This window comes from Vibrio sp. 1641 (assembly GCF_033339995.1).
GTDB lineage: Bacteria > Pseudomonadota > Gammaproteobacteria > Enterobacterales > Vibrionaceae > Vibrio > Vibrio alginolyticus.
Genome location: NZ_JAWOVP010000003.1, coordinates 391,554 through 404,860, shown reverse-complemented (window position 1 = coordinate 404,860; position 13,307 = coordinate 391,554). Strand labels below are relative to the sequence as shown.

Sequence of the window (13,307 nt, the reverse complement as noted above, 5' to 3'; positions counted from 1 at the left end):
GTTACAGGAGGATTACAGCTTATCTGTCAGCTCGATTGCTTGACCGATATAGTTCGCTGGCGTCATCTCTTTCAGACGTGCTTTCTCGTGCTCAGGAAGCTCAAGACCGTCGATGAAGTTACGCATTGCTTCGCCGTCTACACGCTTACCACGAGTTAGCTCTTTCAGCTTCTCGTATGGCTTCTCGATGCCGTAACGACGCATAACTGTTTGTACTGGCTCAGCTAGTACTTCCCAGTTCTTGTCTAGTTCAGCAAGAAGCGCTTCACGGTTTACTTCTAGCTTGCTGATGCCTTTAAGCGTAGAAGTGTAAGCGATGATAGCGTAGCCAACACCAACACCAAGGTTACGTAGAACCGTTGAGTCAGTTAGGTCACGTTGCCAACGAGAGATAGGCAGTTTCTGTGCTAGGTGGCCGAATACAGCGTTCGCAAGACCTAGGTTACCTTCTGAGTTTTCAAAGTCGATTGGGTTAACTTTGTGAGGCATTGTTGAAGAACCGATCTCACCAGCAATAGTTTTTTGCTTGAAGTGGCCTAGTGCAATGTAACCCCAAACGTCACGGTCGAAGTCAATCAGGATAGTGTTGAAACGAGCGATAGCGTCGAACAGCTCAGCGATGTAATCGTGCGGTTCGATTTGAGTTGTGTAAGGGTTCCAAGTTACGCCTAGAGACTCTGTGATGAACTCTTCAGAGAACTTGTGCCAATCTAGCTCTGGGTAAGCAGAAAGGTGTGCGTTGTAGTTACCTACTGCACCGTTGATTTTCGCTAGGATCTCAACGTTTTCGATTTGCTTGAATTGACGCTCCATACGGTACGCCACGTTTGCCATTTCTTTACCCATAGTAGATGGAGAAGCAGGCTGACCGTGTGTACGAGATAGAAGAGGAATGTCGCGGTATTCCACTGCTAGTGCTTTGATAGCGTCGATTAGGTTACGGATTTCTGGAAGAATCACGTTCTCACGCGCTTCTTTAAGCATTAGAGCGTGTGATGTGTTGTTGATGTCTTCAGAAGTACATGCGAAGTGGAAGAACTCGTTTACTGCGTGCAGTTCAGGAACGTCTGCTACTTTCTCTTTTAGGAAGTACTCAACCGCTTTTACGTCGTGGTTAGTTGTACGCTCGATCTCTTTGATACGGCGTGCATCTTCTTCAGAGAAGTTTGCAGCAAGGTCGTCTAGGAATTGGTTTGCTTCTGCGCTAAACGCTGGCACTTCTGCAATTTCAGTAGTAGCAGCAAGCTTTTGTAGCCAGCGGATTTCAACGATAGTACGGTACTTTAGTAGACCGTATTCACTGAAAATTTCGCGTAACGCAATTGTCTTGCTTCCGTAACGGCCGTCTACTGGTGAAACAGCAGTCAATGCTGACAGTTCCATGATGTTCTCCTGAATTGGGTTTCTAAATTTCGTGAGCTTTATACCAATAACTGTGGCAATTGTCACGAATATTGCGCAAACGTTTGCGCGAGATTTGTTTTAGTCGAAAAAAATGAGCTCGCGATAAACGCGAGCTGCTTATTTGATATTTTACTACAGACGAGCAAGAAGGATTTGTGCTTGCTCTACCATCTTCTTGCGCCCGAAGATTAGGTGGCGACGCTTACCACCAACTTGACGCCAAAGAACTGCACTACGAATGCCAGATAACAACAGCGCACGAACTTTGTGTTGGCTTGCCGTCTGCTGCAGTACAGATGGCGTGCCCGTTACTTGAATGCGTGGGCCAATAGGGCTAACGACATCCAGATAGATGCTCGCTAAATTGCTGATCATTTGATCGTCTAGTAGCTCAAAGTGCTCTGACTGACGCTTGGCCATTTGAATACGATCACCAAGCTGAGACATAGCATCGTTACGAGAGCTTAACTTACGTTCTAACGCCATTAAACTAATAATGTAACGAGTAATTTCACTGCCTGATGGTGTGCTATCAATCCCTTTAACCAAGCATTCTAGGCCGAGCTTTAGATCGGCTTCGCGACCGAATACGCCAACTGTGTTAGCAGGGTTCGTGCTCAAAATAGCGTTGATTGATGTTTCAAAAGCATCTTGATCACAATGTCCGTTTCTCGCTACCTGTTGAACTAAAGCAACAGCTTGGCAAATCCCAGCGAAAGCGATAGTACGGTCATAAAGTGTATTCGCCACGTAACGACTCCTAAGCTTGAGAATATTTAATGCGTTGCTCGATGATGCCGCCACCTAGGCACACGTCACCTTTGTAGAACACTGCTGATTGACCTGGAGTTACAGCAATTTGTGGCTCGTCAAAGATAACTTTAATGTTTTCATCATCGATAGGGATGATTGTACAAGGAATATCTTCCTGACGGTAACGAGTTTTCACTGTGCACTTCATAACATCGCGAATTGGCTCACGATCTACCCAATGAAGTTGTGATGCAAGTAGACCTTCTGATTTCAACATTGGATGGTCTTTACCTTGAACAGCAATCAAAACGTTACGTTCTAGATCTTTCTCACCAACGAACCATGGGTCCTCGTTACCACCGCCGCCTTTACGGCCACCAATGTGTAGACCTTTACGCTGACCAAGTGTGTGGTACATCAGGCCTTGGTGTTGACCAATCACTTCGCCTTCTGGAGTCTCGATATTACCAGGCTGAGCTGGAAGGTAGCGACCCAGGAATTCCGTAAACTTACGTTCACCGATGAAACAAATACCAGTAGAGTCTTTCTTCTTCGCCGTGATTAGATCTTGCTCTTCCGCAATGCGGCGTACTTCTGGCTTCTCTAGGTCACCAACAGGGAATAGGCTACGTGCGATTTGCTCGTTGCTTAATGTGTACAGGAAGTAGCTTTGATCTTTGTTGCCATCTAGACCACGTAGCATCTGTGGTTTTTCACCGTTTTCTGGGAAAGAGCGACGCACATAGTGGCCCATTGCAATGTAATCAGCATCAAGTACTTCATCAGCGAATTCTAGGAATGCTTTGAACTTGATTTCTTTGTTACAAAGAATGTCAGGGTTCGGAGTACGGCCCGCTTTGTATTCAGCAAGGAAGTACTCAAATACGTTATCCCAGTATTCGGCAGCAAAGTTGATAGTGTGTAGGTAGATGCCTAGCTTGTCACATACTGCCTGAGCGTCAGCAAGATCTTCTGCCGCTGTACAATATTCTTCGTTGTCATCTTCTTCCCAGTTCTTCATGAAAAGGCCTTCTACTTGGTAGCCTTGCTGTTTTAGAAGATACGCGGAAACAGATGAATCAACGCCGCCGGACATACCGACGATGACTTTCTTTTGGCTGTTATCAGACATTACTAAACACCACTTAAATAAACGGGATGCAGATTCTATCAGAATCCACAGACCGGTGACAGATCCGAGATCGAAATCACAATTCGTTTCGCTGAATTTTTCTTCAACAAAGATTCGAACGAGTAATTTCGCAAGTATAGAAGAGGTATATATGGCATAGTTGGCCAAAATCCAAGAGGAAACATCAAATGACAGAAGAAAACCAATTTATGCAAGAAAGTGAGTTGATTGAAATTGTTGAAAATCAGCTCGAAGATGGTAACCCGCTTAAAGTAAAAGAAACCCTTATGCGTTTAATGATGACTGGCACACCACGTGAAGATGCGGTTGCGATGATGGCATGTGCGATGTCAATTGAGATTTTTGATGTAATGAAGAATGAGGGTGAGTTCAACCTAAAGCGTTATAGCGAGCACCTTGAGCAACTACCAGATCTCAGCTTTATGGAAGGTGAATAAGCAACCTAAAAGAAAAAAGTAGTCAGCAAACGTTTGCTATAATCGCTTTTATTGCTGCTTTATTATTAGCGGTATAGAATCCGCTCTCCTTTTCATCCCCTTACTCAGACTGACAATATGAAATTTCCTGGACAACGCAAATCGAAGCACTATTTTCCTGTTCATGCTCGTGACCCGCTGGTGAGCCAAGCACAAGAAAGCAAGAAGATGACGCGCACTCACATCATTGGTATTGACCAAACCTTGGTTGATATTGAAGCAAAAGTTACAACGGATGTGATTGAAAAGTACGGTCTGAGTAAAGGTCACTCTTTGGTTATCGATGACGAAAGAGCAGAAGAGTTATACCAGCAACTGAAAGAAGAGAACTTGATTACCAATGAGTATGCGGGCGGTACAATTGGTAACACGCTACATAACTACTCCGTGCTAGCGGATGACCGCTCCACACTACTTGGAGTGATGAGCCAGGATATTAAGATTGGCAGCTACGGTTACCGTTATCTTTGTAATACATCAAGCCGCATGGATTTGAACTACCTACAAGGTGTAGATGGTGCAATTGGCCGTTGTTTTGCTCTTATCACAGAAGACGGTGAACGTACTTTTGCTATCAGCGAAGGGCAAATGAACCAACTCCATCCTGATAGCATTCCAGAGAAAATCTTTAAAAATGCATCAGCACTTGTACTGACGTCATATCTAGTACGTTGCAAAGACGGCGACCCAATGCCGGAAGCAACAATGAAAGCGATTGAGTACGCGAAAAAGAATGATGTGCCTGTTGTTCTGACTTTAGGCACAAAGTTTGTTATTCAAGATGACCCTAAATATTGGCAAGAATTCATTAGAGATAACGTTTCAGTCGTTGCGATGAATGAAGATGAAGCAGAAGCTCTGACGGGGGAATCTGATCCACTTGCTGCGTCTGATAAAACATTGGAGTGGGCTGATCTAGTATTGTGCACGGCGGGTCCTGTAGGTCTATTTATGGCTGGGTATACAGAAGATAGCGCGAAGCGCGAAACTTCTTTGCCATTGCTTCCAGGGTCAATTGCTGAATTTAATCGTTATGAATTTAGTCGTCCGGCGAAAAAAGACTCATGCGAGACGCCAATAAAAGTGTACTCGCATATCTCGCCATATATGGGTGGCCCAGAAAAAATTAAGAATACAAATGGCGCAGGTGATGCCGCGTTATCTGCTGTTCTTCATGATATGGCAGCAAATAAATACCATAAAGAAAATGTGCCTAATTCAAGCAAGCACAGTAACGAGTATTTAACTTACTCTTCTTTTTCTCAAGTCTGCAAATACGCAAACCGTGCTAGCTACGAAGTTCTCGTGCAACATTCACCACGATTGTCGCGCGGACTTCCTGAGCGAGAAGATAGCCTAGAAGAAGCATACTGGGAACGTTAATACGAAGCGGTTTAATTAACTATTCTGTAACTAAAGTAAAAGGCACATTAAGAAATGTGCCTTTTTTATTTGTAATGGTTTAAATAAAAAAGGCTCCCTATGGGAGCCTTTTAAAAATAGCACGGATCTAGATTAGGAACTCATCCAGAGATTTACCTGCATCAAGTTGCTCTTGAATCGCCGAAGGTGTACGACCTTGGCCAGTCCAAGTTTTCTCATTACCGTTTGAATCTGTGTATTTGTATTTAGCAGGGCGAGGTGCGCGCTTCGCTTTGCCTTTCGTCTTAGTTTCGCCAGATAGCGCAGTAATAAGTGCTTCTACGTCAATACCGTCTTGAGCGATTTTCTCAGCAATCTCTGCAAGCTTAGCTTCTTGCTCTGCTTGTGCTGCGCGTTCTGCTTCTTCTGCTTCACGACGCTCATCTACGACAGTAGTGAGTTTATCTAGAGCTTCTTCCAATTGTTCTAGAGTCAGCTCACGAGAAAATGCACGAAGGCTACGGATATTTAGAAGGGTTTTAGTCAGCTCTGACATAACGATTCCTATTAAAAGGTTAATGTGTTGGGCACTTTTTATCGTTACGATTAAATAATGCCAATCTATAAATAAACAAAGAGTCCTTATATTTAACTTTATCTTTTCCTTATGTGCAAATGCTAAATCAAGATTTTGTTTAAATTTGACTATTTTTTAAAGCAATTAATATTATTACACTCGAAATAAATCATTATTAGATGAGAACTAAAATCAACAATCATTATTGTATAGAGAGAGTGACAGCTTGGTTTTTTATAAAAAAATTTGAGTTATTACTTAAAAATATGAAGCATCCATCTTTAATGGTGTGTCATATATCCTTAATTTATTGATATAAGATAAACCATGATATTTCTAAGGTAGTAATAATGTTTCATAAATAACATGATTGATGTGATTTCAGTTGCACAAAACTTATGGAAGTAGGCAAGGTTTATAAATTATCTCAGTCATTATTTATTTGTTTAATTTAGTTTGATGTGTTGCATTGACTCTCATCATAAGTACAATGGCTGCCACCTGATGCAATATTGCAGACAATTTGTTGTTAATTTGTACAGTTAGTGGTTAATTGTTTGTTGTTGCCGTAGAGGCGCGGTCTCGAAGAGTAGCTATTATTGGGGTGATGCCAATGAATAATAGTGGAAGGCGAAGATTGCCGAAGTAAGTAACTCATCAAAGTTACTTGCTGGGGTTGTATCTGAAAGGAACAACACTGCCATAGTATATATTCACATTAAACTATGGAGCGCTACTGTAGGGTTGGGTGGAGTGTTCGCTTCCCTGTCGCTAAGTTCAACATGAGCACGTATCGTATGCTACGTGACTTGTCTGCAGTAGATCTCTAGCCAAACTTTGGTTTTTGAAGATCATGAATTTAATAGATTTTTCTAGTTCTCCTGTTTCATTATTGCCACCTATTGTCGCTTTGACTTTGGCGATTTTGACTCGACGTGTATTAGTTTCCTTGGGTGTAGGTATCGTGCTAGGTGCGGTGCTACTTAATAGCTGGTCTATCAGCGACACCGCAGGTTACGTCAGTTCTCAAGTTTCTTCTGTCTTTATTGAAGATGGCGGAATTAACACTTGGAACATGAGCATTGTTGGTTTCCTAATCTTATTAGGTATGACAACAGCTTTATTAACGCTATCTGGCGGTACTCGTGCTTTTGCTGAATGGGCACAATCTCGAGTGAAGAGTAAACGCGGCTCCAAACTTCTTGCCGCCTTTTTAGGCGTATTCATTTTTGTCGATGATTACTTTAATAGCCTTGCTGTTGGTGCGATCTCTCGCCCAGTAACCGATCGCTTTTATGTGTCTCGCGCTAAGCTTGCGTACATTCTAGACTCAACCGCTGCTCCAATGTGTGTAATTATGCCTGCTTCTAGCTGGGGTGCTTACATTATTACTATTATTGGCGGGATCTTAGTCTCACATGGGATCACAGAGTATTCGGCTCTTGGCGCATATGTTCGTCTTATCCCAATGAACTTCTACGCCGTTTTTGCGCTGCTAATGGTGTTCGCTGTTGCGTGGTTTGGTCTTGATATTGGTAAAATGCGTGAGCATGAGATCTCTGCATCGCAAGGTCGTGGCTTTGATAAAGACAAAGAAAATGACTCGCAAGAAGCGCATGACCTAAATGAAGAGCTAGATATCCGTGAAAGTGAAAAGGGTAAAGTGTCAGATTTGATACTTCCTATCGTGACGCTGATTATCGCGACTATCGCTTCAATGCTTTACACGGGTGGCCAAGCATTGGCTGCTGATGGTAAGGAGTTTGCGCTTCTTGGTGCTTTTGAAAATACAGATGTAGGTACATCACTAATCTACGGTAGCTTGCTTGGCTTAGCAGTTGCACTGTTTACTGTTGTGAAGCAAGGTCTACCAATGGCTGAGATCGCACGTACACTTTGGATTGGTGCTAAGTCTATGTTTGGTGCGATTCTAATCTTAGTATTTGCCTGGACCATTGGTTCTGTTATCGGTGATATGAAGACAGGTACTTACCTTTCGACAATGGCGCAGGGCAATATCAACCCTCATTGGCTCCCAGTCATCTTATTCCTGCTGTCTGGCCTGATGGCGTTCTCAACAGGTACTTCATGGGGTACGTTCGGCATCATGCTTCCAATCGCTGGAGACATGGCTGGTGCAACAGACGTAGCGCTAATGCTACCGATGCTGAGTGCGGTTTTAGCTGGTGCGGTATTCGGTGACCATTGTTCACCAATCTCAGATACGACTATCCTGTCATCGACGGGTGCACGTTGTAACCACATTGACCACGTATCAACACAGTTACCTTATGCATTATCAGTCGCGCTTGTTTCATGCGTCGGCTTTATTGCCCTTGGTATGACTGCTTCAATTGCGTTCTCGTTCATTGCAGCGTCGATAACATTCGTTATCGTTTGCGCTATTTTGTCATGGCTTTCAAAGTCTAAAATAGCGTCTTGCCAGAGTGCGTAAGTTGTTTTGAATAGATTCGTTACAGAGGGAAGCTCCGCTAATTTAGCGGAGCTTTTTTTTAACGCGACTTAGGTGAGGGGGGCAATCGCGTTTTTGGGGATAAAAGTCTCGTGTTAAGAGCGAATTGTTTGTGTACCGAGCTCTCCTTGATGGGCTGTAATGGAAAAGCAATCCATCTTCTTCTTAGTTCTAAGCAAAGACTATGCCCATTTTAAGCTTTTGATTTTTAATACAGCAAAATACGCATGGTTGCGATGCAGAGTTAACTAAATGATATCTAAAGAGTTACCTGTTACACAGTGTTACGTTACACCTACACAGTATTTAAACATTTAAGTTGTATTTCTTTATTAATCGATAAAGCGTTGTTCTTGAAATGCCGAGATGACGTGCAGCCGCACTCATATTGTGTTTATTTTCTTCGATAGCTTGCAGTAGGTAGTCGAGATCAATTTGGTCCACAGAAGGGAGCAATTGCCTCTCGTTGTTATCAAGGCCCAAGTCAGCGACGAGAAGCGTGTGATCTTCACACATGACAATTGCTCGTTGGATGACATTCCGCAGTTCTCTTACGTTGCCTGGCCAACGATGTTTGAGGAGCTTGGCTTTTACCTTATCAGACATTTTTTGTACCTGACCATGAGACAGATCTGCTAGGAAGTGTTCAGATAAAATAATAATGTCTTTTCCACGCTTTCTCAGTGGAGGGATAGTTAATGGCAATATATTAAGCCGATAGAATAGATCTTCACGAAATCCTCCCTGTACGACCTCATTTTTCAAATCCACGTGGCTTGCTGCAATGACCCTACAGTCCACGTCAATGAATTTATCCGCTCCGACTTTATGGATTTGTTTACTCTCCAAAAAGTGAAGGAGGTGGATTTGTAGGTCTGGTGGCATGTCACCAATTTCATCAAGAAATAGGGTGCCTTTATGTGCCTTTTGAATAAAACCTATACGCTCTGAGATTGCGCCTGTAAATGCTCCTTTTTCATGGCCGAAAAGCTCGGATGCAATAAGACCACTTGGAATGGCTCCACAGTTGACTTCCACAAAAGGTGCTGAGTGTCTGTTCGACAATTGATGAATAAGGCGAGCGCAAAGACCTTTCCCAACACCAGTTTCACCCTGAATGAGGACTTCAGCATCACATTGAGCGTACTTTTGTATTGCAGTACGAAGTTCTTGGATACAGGCACTATTGCCGATCAACGGGTATAGTGCCGTATCGTCGAAATCTACAGCTTGTTTATTACTACCGTTACGCAGTTTCATTGTTAATCACTATTTTTTGCCCCGCTCTAATAATAGTTTTGAATGACTTGTCTCAAACGTGAGTTGCTGTCTCTTTATTGAGAAAAGTGTCAATTAATGGGTTGGGTACGGTCTAAATAGTTGTTTTGGTGAATATTCATACTATTCTTCGCTTTCTTCGTCAGAGTAGAGCTGATTGGAGGTGTTCTTTCCACCAGAGTATTCAATATGGAAAAGAATTTAATTTCATTTAAATCAATGTCTTGTGAAAAATATTTAGAAAATATTCAATTGAGTATTGAAAAATATAGAATCCTTAGTTAGTGTGGTTACTAACAAAGCAACTCAAAAAGAGCCTTAAATAAGTATGCGTAATTTTGTAATGAACATTCATCACCATCATCACCCAATCTAGTCTTTCGGGCGATGTACGCATACCCGGGAGGCAGGAAACTCCCGGAGGTAAAATCAAAGTAAAAGCAGATTTTAAACCCTCGGGAGACTTCAATCTCCCGAGGGTTTTTTAGTTTTATTAGTTTGAAAAATACTTAGATATCAAAATCTTGCATAGGGACAAAGCAATGCAAACACAACGTTTAAGAATCGCAATTCAGAAAAAAGGTCGTCTTAGCAAAGAGAGTCAAGCTCTACTAAAACAGTGCGGCGTAAAGTTCAACGTAATGGGCGAGCGTTTAGTTGTCCATTCTGAAAATATGCCAATTGATTTACTCTTGGTTCGTGACGACGACATCCCAGGTTTAATTATGGATGGCGTGGTTGACCTTGGCTTTATTGGCGAAAATGAACTAGAAGAAGTTCGCCTTGACCGCAAAGCATTAGGTGAACCCTGCGAGTTTGTTCAGCTTCGTCGACTTGATTTTGGTGGCTGTCGTTTATCTATCGCAATCGACAAGGACGAAGAGTACAACGGTCCACAAGACTTAGCTGGCAAGCGTATTGCTACAACGTATCCTCAACTTCTAAAAGCGTACATGGATGAAGCCGGCGTTCCATTCTCTACATGTATGCTGACAGGCTCTGTAGAAGTTGCGCCTCGCGCGGGTCTCGCTGATGCTATCGCTGATTTGGTTTCTACAGGTGCAACACTGGAAGCGAACGGCCTTAAAGAAGCTGAAATTATCTTCAAATCAAAAGCGACATTGATTCAACGCACAGGTGAGTTCGACGCAGACAAAGTGGCGCTAATCGAAAAGCTGTTAACTCGCATGCAAGGCGTGCAGCAAGCGAAAGAATCTAAGTACATTATGCTTCACGCCCCAGCAGAGAAGTTAGATCAAATTAAAGCACTACTGCCAGGTGCTGAAGACCCAACTGTTCTTCCTCTTTCTGCAGATAAGCAGAAAATGGCTGTTCACTTAGTGAGTTCTGAAAACCTGTTCTGGGAAACAATGGAACAGCTGAAAGAGTTGGGTGCTAGTTCAATTCTCGTTCTACCAATTGAAAAAATGATGGAGTAAGCATCATGAGAACAGTCGTTTGGCAATCATTAAGTGAGAATCAGCAAGACTCTATTTTGGAGCGCCCTGCTATTGCAGAAGGTGCCAATATCACCACTGCTGTGGCCGAAGTTATTGCTAAAGTTCGAGAAGAAGGTGACTCTGCTCTTATTGAGCTGACCGAAAAGTTTGACCGTGTTAAGCCTGAATCCATTCGTGTTTCTTCTCAGGAAATTAAGGCAGCGTCAGAGCGTTTGTCAGAGTCAATGAAGAGCGCACTAGAGCAAGCTTACGCCAATATTTCTAAGTTCCACAAAGCGCAAAAGCCGCAACCGATCAAGGTGGAAACCCAGCCAGGTGTCCTTTGTGAACAAGTAACACGCCCAATTCAAAAAGTGGGTTTGTACATTCCTGGTGGCAGTGCGCCTTTGCCATCGACTGTTTTGATGCTCGGCGTTCCTGCAAAAATTGCAGGTTGTCGTAAAGTCGTTCTTTGTTCTCCACCCCCAATCGCTGATGAGATCCTTTATGTCGCGAAACTGTGTGGCATTGATGAGGTGTATAACGTCGGTGGTGGCCAAGCAGTTGCTGCAATGGCTTATGGCACCGAGACTGTATCGAAAGTAGATAAGATCTTTGGTCCGGGCAACGCTTACGTGACCGAAGCAAAACGTCAGGTAAGTAATGATTTCCGTGGTGCTGCGATTGATATGCCAGCAGGTCCATCAGAAGTTCTTGTAATTGCCGATGAAACCGCAGATGCAGACTTTATCGCTGCGGATCTTTTGAGCCAAGCGGAACACGGTCCTGATTCTCAAGTGGTACTTGTGACTTCTTCTCCTGTGATTGCTGATCAAGTGACGGATGCGGTTCAACGTCAGCTTAAGGAGCTATCTCGTGAAGACATCGCAGAAAAGGCTCTGGCATCAAGCTTGATCATTATTTCCGAGTCGATGACGCAGTCAGTTTCTATTTCCAATTACTACGGTCCTGAGCACTTGATTGTTCAGACTAAGAACCCTCGTGAGCTTCTACCTCTACTTGATAATGCAGGCTCTATCTTCCTTGGGGATTGGTCGCCTGAATCTGCGGGAGATTACGCATCGGGGACTAACCACGTCCTTCCTACTTACGGTTACACACGTACTTATTCAAGCTTAGGTTTGGCGGATTTCTCTAAACGAATGACGGTTCAGGAGCTTTCTGCTGATGGTTTAAAGAACCTTGCACCAACGGTAGTCACGATGGCTGAAGCAGAAGGTCTGGACGCTCACAAACGTGCTGTTACTATCCGCGTAGAAAAATTAGCAAGTAAGAAAGAATAAGAGAGTAATGAGATGGAAAAGCTAGCGCGTAAACAAGTCCAACAGCTTACCCCTTATATGTCGGCTCGCCGAATCGGTGGTACGGGTGACGTATGGCTAAATGCCAACGAATCACCATTTAACAATGAATACAAAACAGACTTTGCTCGTCTTAATCGTTACAGCGAATGCCAACCGAAAGAACTGATTTCCGCTTACGCAGCGTATGCGGGTGTGAAGCCAGAACAAACACTGACTTCTCGCGGCGCAGACGAAGGTATTGAGTTATTAATTCGTGCATTCTGTGAGCCGGGTGAAGATGCGATTCTTTACTGCCCACCAACTTACGGCATGTACGCCATCAGTGCAGAAACCATCGGTGTAGAGCGCAAAACCGTGCCGCTAACGTCAGATTGGCAACTAGACCTTGCAGGCATCGAAGCTAATCTGGATAACGTGAAACTGGTTTTTGTATGTTCGCCAAACAACCCAACAGGTAACTTGGTTAAGCGTGAGGACATTGTGTCTCTGCTTGAGATGACAAAAGACCGAGCAATCGTGGTGATGGATGAAGCATACATCGATTTTTGTCCAGAAGCGTCAACGGTAGATTTACTGGCGCAATACCCGAATCTTGCGATTCTGCGTACTCTGTCGAAAGCTTTTGCGCTTGCAGGTCTGCGTTGTGGATTTACGCTTGCGAACGAAGAGCTGATTAATGTACTTCTTAAAGTTATCGCACCTTACCCAGTCCCAGTTCCAGTGGCAGAAATTGCGACTCAGGCACTTTCGGAAGCTGGTTTAGCGCGAGCGAAGTTTCAAGTTCTCGATTTGAATGCAAACCGTGCTTACTTGCAAGTTGGCCTTTCAATGATTCCGGGCTTGGAAGTGTTTGAAGGGTGGGGAAACTACCTATTGGTGAAATTCCCAGATGGCGATGACCTTTTCAAAGCGGCTTGGGATACGGGCATTATTTTGCGTAACTCGCCAATTGAAAACTGTGTGCGTATCAGTGTGGGTAACCGTGACGAATGCGAAAAAACGCTTGGATTTATCAGAAACTACTACGCATAAATAGAGACAGAATTTATCGCTCTCGCTCAATAGCG

Annotated in this window: 11 protein-coding genes, 1 riboswitch and 1 other annotated feature; of the genes, 6 read left to right on the top strand and 5 right to left on the bottom strand. The window is 43.5% G+C overall.

Translation table 11 applies throughout. The annotated features are described in order from the left end of the window. Window positions 1–12: 12 nt before the first annotated feature. From purB to mnmA, 3 genes are all read right to left on the bottom strand, one after another. Entirely contained in the window at window positions 13–1,383 is a 1,371-nt protein-coding gene (gene purB / locus R7Z47_RS09660) for an adenylosuccinate lyase (protein WP_262606598.1), read from the bottom strand. Between the two features lie 153 nt (window positions 1,384–1,536). Then, complete coding sequence (hflD, locus tag R7Z47_RS09655) at window positions 1,537–2,154, bottom strand: high frequency lysogenization protein HflD (protein ID WP_005378194.1); 618 nt, start codon at window positions 2,152–2,154, stop codon at window positions 1,537–1,539. 10 nt (window positions 2,155–2,164) lie between these two features. Next, window positions 2,165–3,289, bottom strand: coding sequence for a tRNA 2-thiouridine(34) synthase MnmA (gene mnmA / locus R7Z47_RS09650; RefSeq protein WP_262606597.1), 1,125 nt, complete (start codon window positions 3,287–3,289; stop codon window positions 2,165–2,167). 188 nt (window positions 3,290–3,477) lie between these two features. Between mnmA and R7Z47_RS09645 the strand changes: the two genes are divergently transcribed. Continuing rightward, complete coding sequence (locus tag R7Z47_RS09645; protein ID WP_005378190.1) at window positions 3,478–3,747, top strand: hypothetical protein; 270 nt, start codon at window positions 3,478–3,480, stop codon at window positions 3,745–3,747. A 117-nt stretch (window positions 3,748–3,864) separates the two neighbouring features. Continuing rightward, the gene (locus R7Z47_RS09640; RefSeq protein WP_005378187.1) at window positions 3,865–5,169 is read left to right on the top strand and encodes an inosine/guanosine kinase; all 1,305 of its coding nucleotides are present in this window, start codon (window positions 3,865–3,867) and stop codon (window positions 5,167–5,169) included. 127 nt (window positions 5,170–5,296) lie between these two features. On the opposite strand, the gene R7Z47_RS09635 is transcribed toward R7Z47_RS09640, so the two are convergent. Then, a complete protein-coding gene (locus R7Z47_RS09635) occupies window positions 5,297–5,704 on the bottom strand; it encodes an H-NS family nucleoid-associated regulatory protein (protein ID WP_005378185.1) in 408 nt (135 codons plus the stop codon). A 582-nt stretch (window positions 5,705–6,286) separates the two neighbouring features. Further along, window positions 6,287–6,469, top strand: a riboswitch (Lysine riboswitch). 109 nt (window positions 6,470–6,578) lie between these two features. Here R7Z47_RS09635 and tet(35) point away from each other — a divergent pair. Further along, on the top strand, window positions 6,579–8,180 hold the full coding sequence (gene tet(35) / locus R7Z47_RS09630) for a tetracycline efflux Na+/H+ antiporter family transporter Tet(35) (RefSeq protein ID WP_005378182.1): 1,602 nt from the start codon (window positions 6,579–6,581) through the stop codon (window positions 8,178–8,180). 324 nt (window positions 8,181–8,504) lie between these two features. On the opposite strand, the gene R7Z47_RS09625 is transcribed toward tet(35), so the two are convergent. After that, the gene (locus R7Z47_RS09625; RefSeq protein WP_005388056.1) at window positions 8,505–9,458 is read right to left on the bottom strand and encodes a sigma-54 interaction domain-containing protein; all 954 of its coding nucleotides are present in this window, start codon (window positions 9,456–9,458) and stop codon (window positions 8,505–8,507) included. Window positions 9,459–9,827: 369 nt separating this feature from the next. Next, window positions 9,828–9,965, top strand: a sequence feature (His leader region). Window positions 9,966–10,018: 53 nt separating this feature from the next. Between R7Z47_RS09625 and hisG the strand changes: the two genes are divergently transcribed. Genes hisG through hisC form a run of 3 tightly spaced genes read left to right on the top strand, consistent with a single transcriptional unit; the run spans window position 10,019 to window position 13,272 of the window. Next, window positions 10,019–10,915 (top strand): ATP phosphoribosyltransferase, encoded by an 897-nt coding sequence (gene hisG, locus R7Z47_RS09620; protein ID WP_005378180.1) that lies wholly within the window; start codon window positions 10,019–10,021, stop codon window positions 10,913–10,915. Window positions 10,916–10,920: 5 nt separating this feature from the next. Continuing rightward, window positions 10,921–12,219, top strand: a complete 1,299-nt coding sequence (hisD, locus tag R7Z47_RS09615; protein ID WP_025766878.1) for a histidinol dehydrogenase — start codon at window positions 10,921–10,923, stop codon at window positions 12,217–12,219. A 12-nt stretch (window positions 12,220–12,231) separates the two neighbouring features. After that, the gene (gene hisC / locus R7Z47_RS09610) at window positions 12,232–13,272 is read left to right on the top strand and encodes a histidinol-phosphate transaminase (protein WP_017634689.1); all 1,041 of its coding nucleotides are present in this window, start codon (window positions 12,232–12,234) and stop codon (window positions 13,270–13,272) included. The last annotated feature ends 35 nt before the right edge of the window (window positions 13,273–13,307 follow it).